At 74.2% G+C, this 20,504-nt stretch carries 18 protein-coding genes; 8 read left to right on the top strand and 10 right to left on the bottom strand.

The features are described from left to right. Positions 1 to 103: 103 nt before the first annotated feature. Positions 104 to 1,861: a pyruvate dehydrogenase gene (locus IFT72_RS06885; protein WP_192045980.1), complete on the top strand. Its 1,758-nt coding sequence runs from the start codon at positions 104 to 106 to the stop codon at positions 1,859 to 1,861. Between the two features lie 125 nt (positions 1,862 to 1,986). On the opposite strand, the gene IFT72_RS06880 is transcribed toward IFT72_RS06885, so the two are convergent. Beyond that, a complete protein-coding gene (locus IFT72_RS06880) occupies positions 1,987 to 3,345 on the bottom strand; it encodes a phosphotransferase (RefSeq protein ID WP_192045979.1) in 1,359 nt (452 codons plus the stop codon). An 81-nt stretch (positions 3,346 to 3,426) separates the two neighbouring features. Between IFT72_RS06880 and IFT72_RS06875 the strand changes: the two genes are divergently transcribed. Beyond that, positions 3,427 to 4,113, top strand: a complete 687-nt coding sequence (locus IFT72_RS06875; RefSeq protein WP_192045978.1) for a CYTH domain-containing protein — start codon at positions 3,427 to 3,429, stop codon at positions 4,111 to 4,113. A 66-nt stretch (positions 4,114 to 4,179) separates the two neighbouring features. Here the strand turns inward: IFT72_RS06875 and IFT72_RS06870 are convergent, their stop codons facing one another. The 5 genes from IFT72_RS06870 to IFT72_RS06850 form a co-directional block, all read right to left on the bottom strand. Then, positions 4,180 to 4,803, bottom strand: coding sequence for a DUF1697 domain-containing protein (locus IFT72_RS06870; RefSeq protein WP_192045977.1), 624 nt, complete (start codon positions 4,801 to 4,803; stop codon positions 4,180 to 4,182). A gap of 34 nt (positions 4,804 to 4,837) precedes the next feature. Further along, entirely contained in the window at positions 4,838 to 6,946 is a 2,109-nt protein-coding gene (locus tag IFT72_RS06865) for a S9 family peptidase (RefSeq protein ID WP_192045976.1), read from the bottom strand. 114 nt (positions 6,947 to 7,060) lie between these two features. Beyond that, on the bottom strand, positions 7,061 to 7,366 hold the full coding sequence (locus IFT72_RS06860) for a hypothetical protein (RefSeq protein WP_192045975.1): 306 nt from the start codon (positions 7,364 to 7,366) through the stop codon (positions 7,061 to 7,063). A gap of 10 nt (positions 7,367 to 7,376) precedes the next feature. Beyond that, a complete protein-coding gene (locus IFT72_RS06855) occupies positions 7,377 to 7,931 on the bottom strand; it encodes a hypothetical protein (RefSeq protein ID WP_192045974.1) in 555 nt (184 codons plus the stop codon). A gap of 35 nt (positions 7,932 to 7,966) precedes the next feature. Continuing rightward, positions 7,967 to 8,317 carry a hypothetical protein gene (locus IFT72_RS06850; RefSeq protein WP_056056289.1) on the bottom strand — a complete coding sequence of 117 codons (351 nt, stop codon included), beginning with the start codon at positions 8,315 to 8,317 and terminating at the stop codon, positions 7,967 to 7,969. Between the two features lie 56 nt (positions 8,318 to 8,373). Here IFT72_RS06850 and IFT72_RS06845 point away from each other — a divergent pair, with 56 nt between their 5' ends. Both IFT72_RS06845 and IFT72_RS06840 read left to right on the top strand, forming a co-directional pair. Then, positions 8,374 to 8,865: an 8-oxo-dGTP diphosphatase gene (locus tag IFT72_RS06845; protein WP_192045973.1), complete on the top strand. Its 492-nt coding sequence runs from the start codon at positions 8,374 to 8,376 to the stop codon at positions 8,863 to 8,865. A gap of 154 nt (positions 8,866 to 9,019) precedes the next feature. Continuing rightward, positions 9,020 to 9,355 (top strand): hypothetical protein, encoded by a 336-nt coding sequence (locus tag IFT72_RS06840; RefSeq protein WP_056056285.1) that lies wholly within the window; start codon positions 9,020 to 9,022, stop codon positions 9,353 to 9,355. Positions 9,356 to 9,364: 9 nt separating this feature from the next. On the opposite strand, the gene IFT72_RS06835 is transcribed toward IFT72_RS06840, so the two are convergent. Then, positions 9,365 to 10,708 (bottom strand): ABC transporter permease, encoded by a 1,344-nt coding sequence (locus IFT72_RS06835; protein ID WP_192045972.1) that lies wholly within the window; start codon positions 10,706 to 10,708, stop codon positions 9,365 to 9,367. A 55-nt stretch (positions 10,709 to 10,763) separates the two neighbouring features. Then, complete coding sequence (locus IFT72_RS06830; RefSeq protein WP_192045971.1) at positions 10,764 to 12,476, bottom strand: sodium:proton antiporter; 1,713 nt, start codon at positions 12,474 to 12,476, stop codon at positions 10,764 to 10,766. Between the two features lie 201 nt (positions 12,477 to 12,677). On the opposite strand from IFT72_RS06830, the gene IFT72_RS06825 reads away from it, so the two are divergent. The 3 genes from IFT72_RS06825 (at position 12,678) to IFT72_RS06815 (ending at position 15,864) form a co-directional block, all read left to right on the top strand. Beyond that, complete coding sequence (locus IFT72_RS06825; protein ID WP_192045970.1) at positions 12,678 to 14,246, top strand: carboxylesterase/lipase family protein; 1,569 nt, start codon at positions 12,678 to 12,680, stop codon at positions 14,244 to 14,246. A 119-nt stretch (positions 14,247 to 14,365) separates the two neighbouring features. Then, entirely contained in the window at positions 14,366 to 15,658 is a 1,293-nt protein-coding gene (locus IFT72_RS06820) for an inorganic phosphate transporter (protein WP_082514499.1), read from the top strand. Continuing rightward, entirely contained in the window at positions 15,655 to 15,864 is a 210-nt protein-coding gene (locus IFT72_RS06815; RefSeq protein WP_056056277.1) for a hypothetical protein, read from the top strand. Before IFT72_RS06820 ends, IFT72_RS06815 begins: the two co-directional genes overlap by 4 nt. Before the next feature lie 44 nt (positions 15,865 to 15,908). On the opposite strand, the gene IFT72_RS06810 is transcribed toward IFT72_RS06815, so the two are convergent. Then, a complete protein-coding gene (locus tag IFT72_RS06810) occupies positions 15,909 to 17,483 on the bottom strand; it encodes an MFS transporter (RefSeq protein ID WP_192045969.1) in 1,575 nt (524 codons plus the stop codon). A gap of 226 nt (positions 17,484 to 17,709) precedes the next feature. On the opposite strand from IFT72_RS06810, the gene IFT72_RS06805 reads away from it, so the two are divergent. Continuing rightward, entirely contained in the window at positions 17,710 to 19,356 is a 1,647-nt protein-coding gene (locus tag IFT72_RS06805) for an aspartate ammonia-lyase (protein ID WP_371741206.1), read from the top strand. 16 nt (positions 19,357 to 19,372) lie between these two features. On the opposite strand, the gene IFT72_RS06800 is transcribed toward IFT72_RS06805, so the two are convergent. Then, the gene (locus IFT72_RS06800; protein WP_082514497.1) at positions 19,373 to 20,491 is read right to left on the bottom strand and encodes a YihY/virulence factor BrkB family protein; all 1,119 of its coding nucleotides are present in this window, start codon (positions 20,489 to 20,491) and stop codon (positions 19,373 to 19,375) included. Positions 20,492 to 20,504 lie beyond the last annotated feature (13 nt).

Below are 20,504 nucleotides of genomic sequence, written 5' to 3'. Positions count from 1 at the left end.
GGAGCCGGGGAGGCGCGGGGGAGTTGGCTGGGAGCAGGTCGCGACGAGCGCCCCCGCGGGCCCGCCGTCGATCGCCCCACGACCTCGACGAAGGAGACACCCCATGGCAGACACGGTCGCCGACCAGATCATCGCGCAGCTCGTCCAGGCGGGGGTCCGCCGCATCTACGGCATCGTGGGCGACAGCCTCAACCCGATCGTCGACGCGGTGCGCCGCACGGGCGGCTCGGAGGCGGGCGGCATCGACTGGATCCACGTCCGCAACGAGGAGGCCGCGGCGTTCATGGCGTCGGGCGACGCCCAGATGAGCGGCGAGCTCGCCGTCTGCGCGGGCTCGTGCGGCCCCGGCAACCTGCACCTCATCAACGGCCTCTACGACGCGCACCGCAGCCGCGCGAAGGTGCTCGCGATCGCCAGCCACATCCCGAGCGCCATGATCGGCTCGGACTACTTCCAGGAGACGCACCCCGACCGGCTGTTCGTCGAGTGCTCGGGCTACAGCGAGATGATCTCGACCTCGGTGCAGTCGCCGTCGGTGGTCGCCGCGGCGATCCGCCACACGCTCGCCGGGCACGGCGTCAGCGTGGTGACGCTGCCGGGCGACGTCGCCGAGCTCGACGCCGAGGGCGCGACGCCCCCGCACCTCACGACCCGGGCGCCCGAGCTGGTGCCCGCGCAGGAGGACGTCCAGGCCCTCGCCGACGCGATCAACGAGGCCGGCACCGTGGCGTTCTTCGTGGGGGAGGGCGGCCGCGGCGCGCACGACGAGATCATCGAGCTCGCCGGGCGGGTGGGGGCGCCGATCGGGCACAGCCTGCGCGGCAAGGACGTCATCCAGCACGACAACCCCTACGACGTCGGCATGACCGGCCTGCTCGGCTACGGCGCCGCGCACGCGGGCATCCACGACGCCGACCTGCTGGTGCTGCTCGGCACGGACTTCCCGTACCCCCAGTTCCTCCCCGACGGCGACCAGGTGCGCATCGCCCAGGTCGACGTCGAGGCCGCCGTGATCGGGCGGCGCGCGACGGTCCACGTGCCCGTGCACGGGGCCGTGCTCCCGACCCTGCGGGCGCTCGCCCCGCTCGTGCGCGACAAGAAGAGCCGCAGGTTCCTCGACAAGACGCTGAAGAAGCACGACAAGCTGATGAACGGCGTCGTCGGGGCGTACACGAAGAAGGCCGACGCCCTCGTGCCGATCCACCCCGAGTACGCGGCCTCCATCCTCGACGAGGTCGCGGCCGACGACGCGATCTTCACCGCCGACACGGGCATGTCGAACGTGTGGGCGGCGCGCTACATCACGCCGACGGCCGGCCGCCGCATCTTCGGCTCGTACCTGCACGGCTCGATGGCGAACGCCCTGCCGCACGCGCTCGGCGCGCAGTTCGCCCACCCGGGCCGCCAGGTCGTGTCGATGTCGGGCGACGGCGGGCTCTCGATGCTCATGGGCGAGCTGATCACGGCGAAGATGTACGAGCTGCCGGTGAAGATCGTCGTGTTCAACAACTCGACGCTCGGTCTCGTGAAGCTCGAGATGCTCGTCGACGGCTACCCCGACTTCGGCGTCGACGTGCCCTACGTCGACTACGCGGCCGTGGCCCGGTCGATCGGCATCCACGCCGTGCACGTCGACCAGCCGGGCGACCTCCGTGACGGCTTCGAGGCCGTCTTCGAGCACGACGGCCCGGCGCTGATCGACATCGCCACCGACCCGCAGGCGCTCTCGCTGCCGCCGGCGATCACGGGCTCCCAGGTGAAGGGCTTCTCGCTGGCGATGTCGAAGATCGTCATGAACGGAGGCGCGGGCGAGGTCGTGAAGATGGCCCGGTCGAACCTCCGCAACGTCCCGCGCCCCTGACCCGCGCCTCCGGCGGTGCGCGCCGAGTGGTCACGACGTGCTCCTCCCGGTGACGGGAGCGGCAGATGGTGACCACTCGGGCGGCCGTGCGCGGCCTGATTCTGCCCAGAGCGGCCTGAGGCGGCCTAGTTGCCGGTGGCGGGGGCGGAGCGCGCCACGAGGCGCTCGACCGCGGCGATCGGGATGCCGATCCAGTCGGGGCGGTTGCGGCTCTCGTAGATCGCCTCGTAGACGGCCTTGTCGATCTCGAACGCGTCGAGCAGGGCCCGCTGGGCCCGCACGTCGACGCCCGACGACGCCACGTAGCCGTCGACGAACGCGGCGCGGGCGTCGTGCGCCCAGGTGCCGACGTCGACCGGCGGCGTCTGCTGCGCGAGCGACCCGGCGACGTAGTCGAACGACCGCAGCATGCCGGCGACGTCGCGCAGGGCCAGGTCGGGGCGCGAGCGCTCGGGCATCGGCCGCAGGGGCTCGCCCTCGAAGTCGAGCAGCGTCCAGCCCCGCGTCGGCGACTGGAGCGCCTGGCCGAGGTGCAGGTCGCCGTGGATCCGCTGGAGGCGCGGCCAGGTGAGCGCACCGGCCGCGTCGTAGACCCGCAGGATGGCGTCCGCGTGCGGGGCGATCTCGGGCACCTCGCGGGCGGCCGTCGTGATGCGTCGTCGCATGCTGACGAGGGCCCCGTCGACGGCGTCCTGGTCGGCCTCGACGGTGCCGAGTTGACGCGCGAGCGTGGCGTGCACCTCGGCGACGGCGACGCCGAGGTCGTGGGCCTCGGTCGTGAAGCCCCGGCCGGCGGACGCCGCGTCGAGGGCGACGCGCCAGGCGTCCTCCGAGCCGGCCAGGAACTCCTGCGAGAAGGCGAGGTGGCCGCTCGCGACGCCGCCGTCGCGGCCCGGGTCGGGCCAGGTGGCGTGCAGCGAGCCGAAGGTCGTCGGCACGCGGGTGCTGCCGCCCTCGGTGAGCGCCGCCTGCGTCGTCACGTCAGGGTTGTCGCCGTGGTGCAGCACGCGGAACACCTTGGCGATGGCGTGCTCGACGGGGCCGCCCGTGACGTCGTAGATGATCGACGTGTTCGACTGCTCGCCCGAGAGCACGCGCGAGCGGGTGACGGTGCCGGCGGCGACGTGCAGCGTGCCGTCGACCGCGACGTCCGACCCGTCGACGTGGCTCGTCGACGACAGCAGCTCGAAGAGGTGCCGCGCGTACGCCGGGTCGTGGGGGGCGTCGTAGAGGTAGAGGTCGTCGGCCGAGCCGATGAAGGCCGCGTCGCCGCCGGGCAGGGGGCTGCGGCGGGCCACGACGGGCACCTGGTAGAGCACGGGCACGTCGGGGGCCTCGTCGATGACGAGGAGCGTGATCGCGAGCACGCCGTCGAGGTCGGCCTCGAACGACCCGATCACCCGGATCGCAGGCGTGCGCCCCTTCGTCGCGTACCAGCGCTGTCGCGCCATCCAACCAGCCAGACTCGGGGCGACATCGCTCATGGCCCCGACAGTACGCCGACCGGCGGGGTGACGGCCCGGTCGGCGTCGACGCGGGCCCGGCCGATCGACTACAACGGGGTGATGACCGGCACGGAGCAGATCGAGATCGAGCGCAAGTACGACGTCGACGACGAGGCCGCGGTGCCCGACCTGGTCGGCGTCGGCGTCGGGGCCGGAGCCGGGGCCGGGGGAGGCGCGGGTCGCGCCCTCGAGGTCGCGCGCGTCGTGCTCGACCCGGCCGCCTCGCTCTCGGCGACCTACCACGACACGCCCGACCACCGCCTCCTCGGGGCCCGGGTGACGCTCCGACGTCGCACCGGCGGGCACGACGCGGGCTGGCACCTCAAGCTGCCGCCCGAGGTCGCGGGCGGCGGGCGCCGCGAGGTGCACCACCCGCTGGGCGCCGACGACGAGCCGGTGCCCGCCGCGCTGCTCGACCGGGTCGCGGCGCTGCTCGCGACCGGGGGCGACGGCGACGGGGCGTCCGCGCTGCGGCCCGTCCTCCTGCTCGAGACGCGGCGGACGGCCCACCACCTGCTCGACGACGAGGGGCGCGAGCTCGTCGAGGTCGCCGACGACGTCGTGAGCGCGACGCGCGTGGCCGACGGGCGGGTCCGCACCTGGCGCGAGTGGGAGGCCGAGCTCGGCCCCGGCGTCGACGGCCCCGAGGGCGACGCCCTGCTCGACACGCTCGCGTCGCGGCTGCGCGCCGCCGGGGCTCGGCCCTCGGCACACCGCTCCAAGCTCGCCCTCGGGCTCGGCGACTGACCCGGCGCCGGCCCGGGCGGCAGGTCAGCGTGAGCCCCCTCGTCGGCGGGCTCGCGGCAGGTTCGCTCAGCCCCTCGACGCGGCCCGGTCGTCGAGCAGGGCGACGATCTTCTGCACCGTCGCGTCGTTCCGGGCCGTGACCGTCGTGGGCAGCCCCCGCCACCACGCGGCGGGCACCGGCGACCCCGTCACCCCGGCGGGCAGCCACTGGTAGACGGCGTCCGGAGCGACGACCATCTCCTCGTCGCCGAGGTCGACGGCGGGAGGCGCGGTGCCGGCGAGCGCGCCGGGCACCTCCGCGACCGCCACCGACACCCGCGCCGGCGGGCGCTCGTCGCGCCGGAGCGGGTTCGCCGCGGCGAGGGCGCGGAAGGCGTCGCCCGTGAGCACGAGCACGGCCGCGTCGACCCCGGTGGCCGCCGCGACGGCGGCCCTCAGCTCGGCGGCGAGGTCGCCGGCCCGGTCGGTCGGCACGCCGGCGACGAGGTTCCCGCTGGCGAGCACGGTGGCCGGCGCGACGAGGCCGAGGCCCGCGGCGACGGCCCGCAGGTCGGCCATGCCGACCCGCTTCGCCGTGCCGACGTTGATGCCCCGCCAGAGGGCGACGTGGTCGACGGCGCCCGCCGACGCGGCGAGCGCGTCAGCCCGCCGGCTGGCCGTCGGCCGGCCGGCGCCCGTGCCCTCGCCCACGACCGCGCCCCCGCGCCTCCCTCTCCTCCGCGCCTCAGGCCCGCCCGAGCACGTCGAGCAGCCAGGCGAGCTCGAAGGCCCGCTCGCGCCACGACTCGTACCGGCCGCTGACGCCGCCGTGGCCGGCCGACATCTCGGTCTTGAGCAGCACCGGCGCGCCGACGTCGCGCAGCCGGGCCGTCCACTTGGCGGGCTCGACGTAGAGCACGCGGGTGTCGTTGAGCGACGTCACCGCGAGGATGCGCGGGTAGCGCACGCCCTCCCGCACGTTCTCGTAGGGCGAGTAGCCGCGCATGTACTCGTAGACCTCGGCGTCGTGCAGGGGGTCGCCCCACTCGTCCCATTCGATGACGGTCAGCGGCAGGTCGGGGTCGAGGATGCTCGTCAGGGCGTCGACGAACGGCACGGCCGCGACGATGCCGGCGAACAGCTCGGGCGCGATGTTGGCGACCGCGCCCATGAGCAGGCCGCCGGCGCTGCCGCCCTCGGCGACGAGCTGCTCGGGCGTGGTGCGCCCCTCGGCGACGAGGTGGCGGGCGACGTCGACGAAGTCGGTGAACGTGTTCGTCTTCGTCAGGGTCTTGCCCTGCTCGTACCAGGCGCGGCCCATCTCGCCGCCGCCCCGCACGTGGGCGACCGCGAAGACGACGCCCCGGTCGAGCAGCGAGAGGCGCGCCACGCTGAAGCCGGGGTCGATGCTGTGCTCGTACGAGCCGTAGCCGTAGAGGTGCAGCGGCGCGGGCTCGCCGGGCGTCACGGCGTCGCGCCGCCAGACGAGCGAGATCGGCACGCGCGTGCCGTCGGCCGCCGTCGCCCACTCGCGGGCCTGCTCGTAGTCGGCGGGGTCGTACCCGCCGAGCACGACCTGGCGCTTCAGCAGCCGGCGCTCGCCCGTGCGCACGTCGAGGTCATAGACCGTCGACGGCGTGACGAACGAGGCGTAGCCGAAGCGCACGGTGGGCTGCGCGAACTCGGGGTTGCCGCCCGCGCCCGCCGCGAAGAGGGGCTCGTCGAACTCGACCTCGACGAGGTCGCCGTAGCCGTCGGGGCCGAGCGGCAGCACGGAGAGCCGGGGCAGCGCCTCGCGGCGGTGCTCGACGACGAGGTGGCCGGCGAAGGCGTCGACGGACTCGAGCCGCACGTCGTCGCGGTGGGCGACGACGACGCGGCGGTCGGTGGCCGAGGTCGGGTCGTCGGCGGGCACGTCGACGAGCTCGAAGTTCTCGGCGCCGTCGTTGTGCACGACGAGCAGGCGGTCGCTGCCGGCGACGACGGCGTGCTCGACGTCGTACTCGACGCCCTCGCGCCGTGGCCACACCACACGGAACTCCCCGGTCGGGTCGGCCGAGTCGAGCAGCCAGGTCTCGCTGGTGATCTTCGACCCCACGTCGACGACGAGGTACTGGCGGCTCCGCGTGAGGCCCACGCCGATCCAGTAGCGGTCGTCGGGCTCGGTGAAGACGGTGACGTCGTCGCCCCCGCCGCCGACCTCGTGGCGCCAGATGGTGTCGGGGCGCCACGACTCGTCGACCGTCGGGTAGAACACGAATCGTCCGGTGGCGTCGAAGACGGCGCCGGGGGCGGTGTCGGCGACCCGGTCGGGCAGGTCGACGCCCGTCGTCAGGTCGCGGACGCGCAGCTCGTAGCGCTCGTCGCCGGTGGTGTCGATCGCCCACGCGAGCAGGCTGCCGTCGGCCGAGACGTCGAAGCTGCCGAGCGAGAAGAAGTCGTGGCCGTCGGCCTCGACGTTGCCGTCGAGCAGCACCTGCTCGCCCGCCGGGGCGGAGTCGGGGCTGATCGTCGGCGGGGTCCAGTCGTCGGCGTCGGCGACGGGAACCCGGCAGTGGATGCCGTACTGGGCCCCCTCGGCGGTGCGCGAGTAGTACCACCACTCGCCCTCGCGCACGGGGACGCCGAGGTCGGTCTCCTGCACGCGGCCCCTGATCTCCTCGAAGATCGTCTCGCGCAGGGCGGCGAGGTGCGCCGTCTCGGCCTCGGTGTGCGCGTTCTCGGCCTCGAGGTGGGCGATGACCTCCGGGTCCTCCTTGGCGCGCAGCCACTCGTAGTCGTCGACGAACTCGTGACCGTGGTGGCGGCGGGTGACGGGCTTCCGGGGGGCGCGGGGCGCGTGAGACGAGGCCATCTGCCCAGCCTAGCCAGCGCTCCCGTCCTGGCCGGCGCCCCCCGTCGCCGCCACCCGGGCGGGCACGGGCCACCGAGCCCCGAGGAGGCTCGAGGGCCCCCGGGGAGGCGCGGGTCAGATCTGCGTGTCGCTCGCGGTGATCCCGCTCAGGCGCGGGCGCTCCGGGTACTCGTCGGAGGCCACGTGGACGTCGGCGGGGTCGGGCGCGGCCGCCTCGCGGGCCGCGTCGTCGAGGGCGTCCTGCGTGCCGGCCTTCTCCGGCGCGGCGGCCGAGGAGGCGGTGGAGAGCGTGGCCGTGCCGTCGACGTCCTCGCCCGCGGCGAGGCGGGCGGCGTCGAACTGGGCCTGCTCGTCGGCCGCCTCGACGGGGTCGGTGGCGGTGGCGTCGGCGGGGGCGGGGGTCTCGGGTGCGTCGCTCATGCGGCCGACGCTACCCGCGCCTCCCCGCCTCGGTGTCGGCCGGCCCGTCGGCCACCGCGGTCGGCGCCCGGAGCCCCGCGACGGTCGGGCCGAGCCGCGCCTCGCCCGGCTCGAGGTCGGCGATCGCGCGGCGCTGCGAGCGCAGCCGCCGCACGCCGGCGTTGAGCCGGGCGTGCAGCTGCATGAGGTGCAGACGGTAGAGGTCGGGCGCGTCTTCGCTGTCGTCGAGGAAGGTGTTGCAGGCGAGGGTCATCTCGTTGAGCACGGGCAGCGCCGACGACCGCGGGCGGGTCTGCCGCCGGGCCGAGCGGACGACGCCGCGCAGGCCGCCGATCGAGCGCCGCGCGGTCGCCCAGTCGGGGTCGGCGGTCTCGGCGTCGGGGCTGCGCGTCGGCACGATGCGGTGCAGCACGCGGCGGAAGTGGATCTCGGTGACGAGCTCGTTCAGCGCGGAGGCCTCGGCCCGCCGCGACTCGAGCCAGCGCACGAGCAGGTTGGCGCCGAAGGCGGCGCCGGCGCCCACGAAGGCGCCCAGCGTGACGGTGACGACGTCGGTCCAGAGCATGCGGCCAGGCTACGGCCGCCCACCGACAGGGGGCCTCAGCGCGAGGCGGCGTCGATGCGGCCCATCAGCGACCACACCGCGCGGGAGAGCTCGGGGTGCCAGAGGGCCACGCCGCGGAGGAACCGCAGCTCGTCGTCCGCGCCCCCGCCGCCCCCGTAGGGCACGCCGTCGACCCCGCGGGCGTCGGCCCGCAGCGAGATGACCACCTGCTCGTCGACGGTGGGGAGGCCCGGGATGACGTCCCACGGGTCCTCGCCGCCCCGGCAGCGCAGCTCGATCAGGGCCGCCAGCTCGTCGTGGGCCTCGGCGCGCAGCACCTCGAGGCTGCGACCCGCCCCGCGGAACTCGGGCACGCCGCCGCGGAGGGCGTCGGGCGTCTCGGGCATGCCGTCGAGCCTACGCCGGGCAGGCTGACGACCCGGTCGACCGCTAGCCTGCCGACATGGCCTACGACGTGTGCGTCACCTACCTCCTGCGCGAGGTCGACGGGCGCCGGCAGGTGCTGCTCGGCCGCAAGAAGACCGGGCTCGGCGTCGGCTACCACGTCGGCCTCGGCGGCAAGCTCGAGGGCTCCGAGACGCCCGTCGAGGCGGCCGTCCGCGAGATCGCCGAGGAGGCGCGGGTCGAGGTGCACCCGGCCGACCTCGAGGCGCGCGGCGAGCTGCTCTACCTCTTCCCGCACCGGCCCGTCTGGAGCCAGCGGTCGTCCGTCTTCGTCGCGCGCCGCTGGCGGGGCGAGCCGGTCGAGACCGACGAGCTCGACCCCGCGTGGCACGACGTCGACGCCCTGCCGCTCGACGCCATGTGGGACGACGCCCGGCGCTGGCTGCCCGGCGTGCTCGCCGGGGGACACGTCGCGGCGACGTACACCTTCGGGGCCGACCTCGCGACGGTCGTCTCGGAGGCCGCCGCAGGCTCGTCCGACCCCCGCTGACCCGTCGGCCACAAGGGGGACACGGGCCTGTCCCTCCCCCTCTCGGGTGTCACCGGGAGAGGGGGCAGACGGTCCCCGCGGCCCTCCGTAGTGTCGAGGGGAGACGTCACACCGGGTGACAGAACGCCCCCACGACCCCCTGCGGAGGACCCCTGTGAGCAGCTACGACGGCCTGGCCCTCGACGCCCCCCGGATCCGCCGCCGGGCCACCGCCTCCTCGCGTCTCCTCTCGGCCGTCCGCACCGCCGCCGTCGTGGTCGCCTGGACCGCCGCCGCCGGCCTGTTCGTCGTCGGAGCCGTCGTCGGGGGGCCGGGCATGCTCGTCTCGACGCTCGGCCTCCTCGCCCTGCTGGTCGGGTTCGGGGTCACCGCCCTCGCCTCGGCGAGCGCCGACCGCACCGCCGCCCGCACGCTCGCCGAGCAGCTCGACGGCGCCTCGTGGCAGGGCGTCCACCTCGACGGCGCCCACCGCGGCGGCGTCGACCTCTAGCAGGCCCGCTCAGCCCTGGCGGGCGTCCCGCTCGTCGACCACGCGGACGGGGCGGGTCGGCAGCTCCTCGGCCTCGAGGCCGCCCGCGGCGCCGAACATCATGTCGCCGCCCTCGTCGAGCTGCGCGCGCTCGTCGTCGGGCACGGTGCGGATCGTGCCCGTGTCGGTCGCGACGAGCCCGTGGCGGGCGAGCACCTCGTCCCGCTCCGCGGTGAGGAACTCGCGGTTCGCGGTCTGGGCGTCCGCGAACATGGTCGTCCGCCCCTCCACGATCCGCCGCACGCGCCGGGCCTCCCACCACCGCTTGCCCACGAGCATGAGCACGACGCCGGCCACCGCGTACGAGGCCATCATCGTGAGGCCGCGCGAGTACCCCGGCCCCACGTCGTAGAGCACGCGCTTGAGCATCTCGGTGATGCCGCTGCCCACGACGACGGCGTTCAGCGCGGCGAACGGCTGGGGCATGAACCACGCCGGGTACGCGCCGCCCGACGCGGGCATCGACAGGAAGACGAAGACGATCATCGCGGGCAGCGCGACGAAGCGGCCGACGAAGTAGCTGATGCCGTTGACCGCGAGCCCGATGGCGACGATCCAGGCCCAGCCGAGCAGGGCGAGCTCGGCGAAGTGGCCCTGCACGGCGCCCACCACGGGCCCCGCGAGCAGGTTCGTCACGAGCGAGATGACCGCGGCCCCGACGAGGATCACGGTGACGCGGGTCCGGTGCCGCAGGGGCGCGCCCATGAGCCCGATGAACATGGCGACCATGTAGCCGCCGATGCACCAGGCGAGCATCAGGTAGAGCGAGACCGTGCCGTACTCGTCGTACGCCGGCAGCGGGGCGAGGTCGACGACGGTCGGGGCGTCGCCCTCGGCGGTGAGCACCGGCGTGAGCATCGCGGGGATCAGGGCGGAGACCTGGTACTGGTGGGCGCTCGCCTTGAAGAGCTGCGCGTCGCCGGGGTCGACCGCGACCGCCACCTGCCCGCGGAGCACCGCCTCCTGCGCCGTGTCGAGGTCGTCGTACGAGCGCACGTCGAAGACGCCGTTCTGCGCGTCGTCGAGGTCCGCCTGCAGGGTCGACGCGGCCGACGACGAGCCCACCACGGCGATCGGCACGTCGTGCGGGTGCGGGGCGTGGAAGGCCGCGATGTAGCACAGGCAGAAGCCGACGATGAAGAAGAGCGGCAGCCAGAGCTGCAGGCCGATCAGCTGGAGGGACGGGTGGAGGGTGGAGTACCAGCGGCGGAACGCGCCGACCGGCGGCTTGGGCGTCCCTGCGGGCCCTGCGGCCCCGGCGGTGTCGCCCGCCCCCGTGGTCGTGGCCCCGTCGTCTGCCCGGCCTCGCGTCACGTGTCCTCGTCCTCCTCCGGCACCGCGGCCGACGATCACGCCGCCACGCTACGCCTCACGAGCGCGTGCTCGACACCGCGTTCGTGTCCATCGCGAGCTCCTCGGCGTCGAGGCCGAGCAGCACCTGCCGCATGACCTCCTCGTCGAGCTTCCCGGCGTCGCGCTCCCGCAGCACGACCTCGCGGCGCTTCGCGAGCAGCTCGCGCCGGATCTGGCCGATCGCCCGGGGCACCGCACGCCGTCGGTCGCGCTCGGCGCTCGACGGCTCGCGGTCCTCGGCGTCCTCGAGGGCTCCGCGCCGCAGCGCCTCCGACTGGCGCACGAGCCGCACGGTCGTCGCCTGCACCGCGCGCTCGGTGAGCTCGGGCCCGTAGAGCTCCTCCCACGCGGGGCGGCGGCTCTGGACGTACGCGAGGGTCTCGTCGGTGCTCGTCGTGAGGAGCGCCAGCTGCGCCGCGAGGTCGCGGTCACGCTGCGTGGTGTCCTGCACCCCGAGCCAGCGGATCACGGCCGGCAGCGTCAGCCCCTGCAGCAGCAGCGTCCCCACCGTGACGACGAACGCGATGAGGAACATCGTGTCGCGGGCGGGCACGGGCACGCCGCTGTCGGTCACGGCCGGGATCGACACGACCGCCGCGAGCGTCACCACGCCGCGCATGCCCGTCCACGAGATCACGGTGAGCTGCCGCCGGTCGAGGCGAGGCTGGGGTCGGTACCGCAGGCGGCGCAGGGCCGGCACCCGTCGCAGGCCACGGAGCAGGCGGCCGAGCAGCAGGTACCGCAGCACGCGGGCCGCGTAGTAGGTCACGAAGACGAACGCCGGCCGCACCAGCACCACGACGGCGAGCACGACGAACGCCACCCCGACGCTCTGCCCGAGCCCCCGGTCGCTCGCGGCGACGTCGAGCACGACGGTCTTCAGCTGCAGCCCGATCAGCGCGAAGACGAAGCCCTCGAGCAGCACGTCGGCGGCGGCCCAGAACGGCCGCTCCTGCAGCCGCGTCGCGTAGCCCGTGCGGGGCGAGTTGAAGCCGACGTAGAGGCCGGCGGCGACGACCGCGAGCACGCCCGAGCCGCTGAGCTCCTCGGCGAGGATGTACGCGACGAACGGCAGCAGCAGCCCGATGACGTTCTCGATGACCGGGTCGTCGATCCGCATCCGCACCCGGTGGGCCACGACGCCGAGCACGAGGCCGACCGCGACCCCCACGCCGATCGCGAGGCCGAAGATGCCGAGGTCCTGCCAGAGGGTGAGGGAGGCGCCCCCCACGATCGCGAGGAACACCTTCACCAGCGTCAGCGAGGCCGCGTCGTTGATCAGGCTCTCACCCGAGAGCACGGTCATCACCTTGCGCGGCAGCCCGAGCTTGCGGCCGATCGCCGCCGCCGACACCGCGTCGGGCGGGGCGACCACGGCGCCGACGAGGATCGCGGCCGGCAGGGTCATGTCGGGGATGAGCAGGTACGCGACGCCGCCGACGACGAACGCCGTGACGACGACGGCGCCGATGCCCAGCCGCTGGATCTGCACGCGGCTCTCGCGGAAGTTCAGCAGCGACACGTCGAGCGACGCCGAGTAGAGCAAGGGCGGCAGCACGACGGTGAGGATCACCTCGGAGTCGATCTCGATGTCGGGCACCCCGGGCACGAACGAGACCAGCAGCGCGACGCCGACCGTGAGCAGGGGCGCGGGCAGGCCCCGCCAGCGCGCGAACGCCGTGACGAGGAGCGAGCCGCTCAGGATGATCAGCAGTTCGGCGAGCTCCATGCGGCGCGGGTCCTCCGGGGTCGTGGGTCGGTGCGGTGCGGTGGTGCGTGCGGCGGCGCCAGCCGGTCGGCTCGACGCGGCTCGGTGCAGGGTCTGCACCCAGTCTCGCAGGCGACCGGCGGGAGGCGGCCGGATGAACGACGGGCGTCGCCCGGGCGGCAGCGCCCCGGCGTCCGCGCCCGCGGGTCGTAGGGTCGGGGGATGACCCGTGCCGCCCGACCCGCCCCCGCCGTCGAGGCCGCCGACCTGCTGCGCGACACGACGCACGGCCGGGTGCGCGGCGTGCACGAGCGCGGCGTCGTCGCGTGGCGGGGGATGCCCTTCGCCGCGCCTCCCACCGGCCCGCGGCGCTTCCGGGCGCCCGCGCCCGCGCAGCCCTGGCGGGGCGTCCGCGACGCCGCGCACTTCGGGCCGGCCGCCCCGCAGGACCGCGGCCAGTTCGTCGGCGTCGACGCCACGACGCCGACCGACGAGGACTGCCTGACGATCAACGTCGTCGCCCCCGAGGGCTCCCGCCCGGGCGACGACCTCCCGGTGCTCGTCTACGTGCACGGAGGCGCCTACAGCGTCGGCTCCTCGCGGGAGCACCCGCGGCACGGGGAGGCGCTCGTCCGCGAGGGCGGCATCGTCTACGTGAGCTTCAACTACCGGCTGGGCGCCTTCGGCTACCTCGACTTCACGGCCTGGTCGACGCCCGAGCGGCCGCTGGAGTCGAACCTCGGCCTCCGCGACCAGGTGGCCGCGCTCGAGTGGGTCCGCGACGAGGTCCGCGCGTTCGGCGGCGACCCGGGCGCCGTGACGCTCTCCGGCGAGAGCTCGGGCGGCAACGCGGTGACCACCCTGATGACCGTCCCGGCAGCGCGGGGGCTGTTCCACCGCGCCATCGCCCAGAGCTCGCCGACGAACGCGCTCTACCCGCCCGACGTCACGCGCCGCTGGGCGGGGGAGTTCCTGGAGCTGCTGACGCACCAGGTCAGCGACGACGACCTCGAGTCGACCTCCGTCGAGGACGCCGGGCGGATGCTGGCGGAGGCGCCCGTCGCGGCGGTCGTGCGGGCCTCGGCCGAGCTGCAGCTGCGGACTCCCGACGAGCAGCCCGGCACCATCAGTCTCAGCCCCGTCATCGACGGCGACTTCCTGCCCGAGCGACCGCTCGACGCCTTCAAGGCGGGCCGCGCGCACCCTGTCCCGCTGATCATCGGCACCAACGACCGCGAGGGCTCGGTCTTCACGGGGCGTCGCGACATCCTCGCGACCACCAAGCCGCGCATCCGCGCGATCTTCGCCGCCACCGAGAAGAAGAGCCGGAAGGCGATCAAGCGGCAGTACCCCGGCCTGCCCGCCGACCGCCGGGCCGCCCTCGACTTCGGGGGCGACTTCGCGTTCTGGTTCCCGACCGTCAAGGTCGCCGAGCGGCACGCCGTGCACCAGCCCGTGTACTTCTACCGGTTCGACGCCGCCCCGCGCATGCTCGCCGTCGCGGGCGTCGACGCCTTCCACGGGCTCGAGCTGATGGCCCTGCACGACCGGATGGGCTCGGCGTTCGGCTGGGCGATGAGCGCCCTCGGCGGGCGCCGGGCCTTCCTGCGGACGGCGGCGCGGATGCGCGCCCGCTGGATCGAGTTCGTGCGGACGGGCGAGGTCGACGGCTGGCCCCCGTACGACCCGTTCCGACGGCGCACCCTGATCATCGACGCGCGCGACCGCGTCGAGCACGACCCCCGGGGCGAGCGCCGTCGGGCCTGGCAGGCGTTCGTGCCGCACATCTGAGCGGGTGGGCGGCCCGGGCAGCCCTGCGGACGGCGCGCGGACACCTGTCGTCCACCTGCCTGTACCCCGCCGTCCACCTCCGAGTTGACCGGCGTTCACCATGCTGCGAGAGTTCCCCGGTGGATCTCACGCTCATCGTCGTCCTGGTCATCGCCCTGGCCCTGTTCTTCGACTTCACCAACGGCTTCCACGACACGGCGAACGCCATGGCGACCCCGATCGCGACGGGGGCGATGAAGCCCAAGGTCGCGGTCACGGTGGCGGCGGTGCTCAACCTCGTCGGCGCCTTCCTCAGCACCGAGGTCGCCAAGACCGTGTCGGGCGGCATCATCCGCGAGGGCGACGGAGGCGTGCAGATCTCTCCCGAGATGATCTTCGCGGGCCTGATCGGCGCCGTCGTCTGGAACATGATCACCTGGCTGCGGGGCCTGCCCTCCAGCTCGTCGCACGCTCTCTTCGGCGGCCTCATCGGCGCCGCGGTCGTGGGGGCGGGCGTCAGCTCGGTCGACTTCTCGGTCGTGCTCTCGAAGGTCGTGCTGCCGGCGCTCCTCGCGCCGCTGATCGCCGGCCTCGTCGGCTACACCGCGACCCGCCTGGCCTACACGATCACGCGCCGCCGCGACGACAAGAGCGAGCGCGGGGGCTTCCGCTACGGCCAGATCTTCACCTCGTCACTCGTCGCCCTCGCGCACGGCACCAACGACGCCCAGAAGACGATGGGCGTCATCACCCTGACGCTGATCGCCTCGGGCGCCCTCGGCGCCGGCAGCGGACCGCCGCTCTGGGTCGTCGTGGTCTGCGCCTTCGCGATCGCGCTCGGCACCTACACCGGCGGCTGGCGCATCATCCAGACCATGGGCGGCGGGCTCACCGAGGTCAAGCCGACCCAGGGCTTCGCGGCCGAGGCGTCGACGACGGCCACGGTGCTCGCCTCGAGCCACCTCGGCTTCGCGCTGTCGACGACGCAGGTCGCCAGCGGCTCGATCATCGGCGCGGGCCTCGGGCGCCGCGGCTCGAAGATCCAGTGGAGCACCGCCGGCAAGATCGTCGCCGCCTGGTTCATCACCCTCCCCGCCTCGGCCGCCGTCGGCGCCGTCGCCGCCCTGATCGCGACGCTCGGCACGCCCGGCCTCGTCGTCGACGCCGTGGTGGGCGTCGTCGTGATCGGCGGCATCTTCCTGCTGTCGCGGCGACGCCCGCACGAGCAGGGCGCCGCGATGGAGGTCGACGTCGCCGCGACGAGCGTGCTCTCGCGCCGCCGGGCCCGTCGGCTCGAGAAGAAGGGCCGCGTCGACACGCCGGCCTCCGGCGTCGAGGCCCCGTTCGTGCGCCTCGACGAGGCGGCCCCGACCGTCGCCCCGCGCGGCACGCTCTCGGGCGGCCCCCGCCCCGACAAGGAGGAGAACCGATGATCGACTGGTCCGCGTTCGTCGTCGTCGCGCTCGTCTCGCTGTTCTCGGCGGCCGCGCTCGTCAGCCTGTACTCGCTGGGCCTGCGGCTCGTGACGCTCGAGGGCCGCAGCACCGCCCGCGCGGCGGCCGGCTACGCGTGCTTCGTGGTCTGCGCGCTCGGGGTGCTCTACGGCATCTACCTGATCGTCCCCGGCCTGCACGGCTGAGGTCGCCCCGCTCATCCGCCGCCCCGCCTNGCGGGAGGCGCGGGTCAGCTCGTGCGCACCGGCCCGGTCGGCAGCGCCACGCGCTCGTACTCCGGCTCGCGCCGCGGGATGGCCAGGGCCAGCAGCACGCTGACCAGGGCGACCGCCCCGCCGAGCACGAAGGTGAGGCGGAAGCCCGCCTCGGTCGGCACGGACGCGTCGCCGAACGGCACGGAGTTCGCGGTGAGCAGCAGGCCGACGACGGCCGAGGCGCTCGTGGTGCCGAGCGACCGCATGAGGGTGTTGAGGCCGTTCGCCGCGGCGGTCTCGGTCGCGGGCACCGCGTGCATGATGAGCGTCGGCATGGCCGCGTAGGCGAGCCCGATGCCGAAGCCGATCAGCACCGAGACGAGCACGATCTGCCACACCTCGCGGAAGGCGAGCGCCGCGACCGCGTAGCTGACGACGATGATCGCGCCGCCGACGACGAGGCAGAGCCGGGCGCCGAAGCGGGCGGTGGCGCGGGCGGCGACCGGGGCCATGAACATCATCACGACGCCGGAGGGGGCGAGGCAGAGCGAGGCGACCATGACGGTCTGGCCGAGGCCGACCCCGGTCTCCGTGGGCAGCTCGAGCAGCTGCGGCAGCGAGACGTTGCTGCCGAAGAGCGCGAAGCCGAGGGCGACCGACGCCAGGTTGGTGAGCAGCACCGCGGGCCGGACGGCGACGCGGAGGTCGACGAGGGGGCTCGCGACGCGCAGCTGGTAGGCGCCCCACGCGACGAGCACGACGAGGCCGGCGAGGCCGGAGACGAGCGTGGAGGTGCTCGCCCAGCCCCAGTCGTTGCCCTTCGAGACGGCGAGCAGCAGGCCCGTGAGGCCCACGGCGAGGCCGATCGCCCCGGGGAGGTCGAACCGCCCGGGGGTCTTGAGGGTGCTGACGGGCACGAGCGTCGCCACGAGGGCGAAGACCACGACGCCGAGCGCGGCGGCCGTCCAGAACAGCACGTGCCAGTCGAAGGTGACCGAGATGTACGCGCTGAGCGGCAGGCCGATCGCGCCGCCGAAGCCGAGCGTCGCGCTGACGAGCGCGACGGCGCCGCCGAGGCGCTCGGCCGGCAGCGTGTCGCGGAGGATGCTGATGGCGAGCGGGATGATGCCGAGCGCCGTGCCCTGCAGGGCGCGGCCGACGATCAGCGGCACCAGCTCGGAGGTCGTGGCGGCGACGACCGAGCCGATCACCATCACGACGACGAGCACGAGCACGATGCGGCGCTTGCCGTAGAGGTCGCCGAGGCGACCCGCGATCGGCGTGACGACGGCCCCGGCGAGCAGGGTGGCCGTGATGATCCAGGTGGTGTCGGCCGGGTCGGCGTCGAGCAGCTCCGGGAACGACGGCACGATCGGGATGACGAGCATCTGCATGAGCGCCGCCACCATGCCCGAGAAAGCCAGCACGGCGATCACGACGCGGGGGTCGCGGGTGCGCGTCAGCCGGGCGCGTTCCCGGGCGCGCCGCCGGTCGCCGGGCTCCGCGGAGGGCCCGGGGGAGGCGGTGGTCGCGTCGGCCTGCGAGGCCGAGCGGGAGGGGGCTGCGGGGGTGGGGTCGCCCGGCTGGGCGTCGTCGTGGGTCAGCGTCATCTGTCTTCTCGGCAGGGGCCCGGAGGCGGCGGTGGAGCGGGTCGAGGTGCAGGCACTGCAACGTTCGCCGGCCCGAGAAGCTTCCCACGAGTTCGGGAGGTGACCGACAGCTGTCGATCATCGCCCGGAGTCCCGACCCGCGCCTCCTCGTCTCGGTAGGCTCGGCAGGGCCGACCACCGCAGCTCACGAGGCCGCGGGGCGCACGACGACGGAGGCACGACGACCGTGACGACTGACGACCTGACCCCCCTCGACGCTCCCGACGCGGCTCCGCCGCTGCTCGAGGGCGCGCCCCAGCCCGGGCCCGAGCACGAGGCCGGGCCCGCGACCGGCGCCGCGGCCGCCGGGCGCACGCGCCGCGCGGCCCGGGCCGCCACCCGGGTCGAGAGCGACTCGCTCGGCAGCCGGGAGGTCCCCGCCGACGCCTACTGGGGCATCCACACCGCCCGGGCGCTCGAGAACTTCCCGATCAGCATGCGGCCGATCTCGGTCTACCCCGACCTCGTCGTCGCCCTCGCGCTCGTCAAGCAGGCGGCCGCGCGGGCGAACGTCGAGATCGGCGTGCTCGACCCCCGCAAGGCCGAGGCGATCGAGCGGGCCTGCGTCGAGATCCGCGGCGGGGCGCTCCACGACCAGTTCGCGGTCGGGGTCATCCAGGGAGGCGCGGGCACGAGCACGAACATGAACAGCAACGAGGTGATCGCGAACCGCGCCCTCGAGCTCCTCGGCCACGGCAAGGGCGAGTACGAGCACCTGCACCCGATCGACGACGTCAACCGCAGCCAGAGCACGAACGACACGTACCCGACCTCGGTCAAGATCGGCATGGTGCTCACGCTGCGCCGCCTGCTCGACGAGCTCGACCTGCTCGCGACGGCCTTCGCCACGAAGGGCGCCGAGTTCCACGACGTGCTCAAGGTGGGCCGCACCCAGCTGCAGGACGCCGTGCCGATGACGCTCGGGCAGGAGTTCGTCGGCTTCGCGCACACCCTCGGCGAGGACGTGCAGCGGCTGCGCGACGTCGTGCCGCTGCTCGGCGAGATCAACCTCGGCGCCACCGCGATCGGCACGGGCATCACCGCCGACCCGCTCTACGCCGAGGCCGTGCGCCGCCACCTCGGCGAGCTCAGCGGCATGGAGCTCGTCACGGCGCCCGATCTCATCGAGGCGACGAGCGACACCGGCGTGTTCATGACCCTCAGCGGGGCGCTCAAGCGCAGCGCGATCAAGCTCTCGAAGATCTGCAACGACCTCCGCCTCCTCTCGTCGGGCCCGCAGGCCGGCATCGGCGAGATCACGCTGCCGCCGCGCCAGGCCGGGTCGTCGATCATGCCGGGCAAGGTCAACCCCGTCATCCCCGAGGTCGTCAACCAGGTGGCCTTCTCCGTGGCCGGGGCCGACGTCACCGTCACGATGGCCGCCGAGGCGGGGCAGCTCCAGCTCAACGCCTTCGAGCCGGTCATCGCGCACTCCGTGATGCAGAGCCTCCAGTGGATGACCGCGGCCTGCCGCACCCTCCGGGTCAACTGCGTCGACGGCATCGAAGCGAACCGCGCCCGCCTCAGCCAGCAGGTCGACACCAACGTGGGCAGCGTCACGGCGCTGACGCCCTACATCGGCTACTCCGCGGCGGCCTCGATCGCGCACACGGCCCTCACGACGAACGCCTCGATCTCGACGCTCGTCGTCGCGGCCGGGCTGATGAGCGAGGAGCAGGTCCGCAAGGTGCTCTCTCCGGCGCGGCTGTCGGGCCTCGAGGCGGTCACGAGCGCGATCCCGGTCATCGACGTCGACGCCGACCCGGTCGAGGCCGTCACGCGCGCCGCCGCCGAGTCGGGTGCCCGCAACCCCGGCGACGAGACCGCGGGCTGACGCGAGGGCGCCGGCCTCAGTCCGTCTCGACCTCGGGCTCGTCCTCGTGCCCGAAGGCGCGGCGGAGGGTCCCCTCGCCGATCAGGCGCCCGCCGCGCAGCTGCAGGTGCCGCAGCTCGTCCGCGTCGAGCACGCCGCCGTTCTCGCGGAGCGACCGCTCGCGGATGGCGCGCCCGACCCTGACGTCCCACGCCGAGTTGCGGGCCAGGATGTGGTTGCGGGCGGTGTCGCGCATCGGCAGGGGGATGACCTCCTCGGCCTGCAGGCCGCGGCGCAGCTGCCGCAGCCGCAGCACCTCGCTGTCGAGCTCGCCGCCGATGACGAGCACGAAGTTGCTGATGTACGAGTAGAGCAGCACGACGATGACCATGCCGAGCCAGCCGTAGAAGCGGTCGTAGTTCGAGAAGGTCGTCACGTAGAGGGCGAACCCGACGGTGCAGACCGCCCAGATGCCGAGGGCGAACATGGCGCCGTACGACACCCAGCGGAGGCGGGGAGGGCGCACGTTGGGGGTGAAGTAGTAGAGCATCGCCACCGCGAAGACCGCCAGCGCGACGAGCACCGGCCACTTCAGCACGTTCCAGAGGGTGAGGAACGGCTCCCCGAACCCGACGGCGTCGCCGATACCGCGGGCGAGCGTCGGCGTGACGAGCAGGATGGTCGCGATGACGGCGAACGACACCATCAGCACGAGCGTGACGATCATCATGTGGCCCCGGAACTTCCAGATCCGGCGCCCCTCCTCGACGTCGTAGGCGGTGTTCATCGCCCGGCCGAACGCGGTCGTGTACGACGAGAGCGACCACAGGGTCAGCCACAGCCCGATGCCGAACGCGACGCCGGGGTTCGAGAGGCTCAGCATCTGCTCCAGCGGGCCCCGGAGGGTGTCGACGGCCGACGGGGTGAGCACGTAGCGGGCGACCCCCAGGATCTCGTCCACCGCCTCCTCGCCCTCCTGGAAGAGCGCGACGCCGGAGACGAGCGCGAGGGCGGTCGGCAGGATCGACAGCGTCGAGAAGAAGGTGAGGGCCGCGGCGGCGTCGATCGTGCGGTGCCGCAGGAAGTCGTGCCAGACCCGCATGACGACGTAGCGGGTGAGCGACGGGTTCTCCGGCAGGGACCTCGTCGACGGCATCCCCCGAGGGTAC

The sequence above is a fragment of the Frigoribacterium sp. CFBP 8754 genome (assembly GCF_014841815.1).
GTDB lineage: Bacteria > Actinomycetota > Actinomycetes > Actinomycetales > Microbacteriaceae > Frigoribacterium > Frigoribacterium endophyticum.
This window is presented reverse-complemented; position numbering and strand designations above follow the sequence as displayed.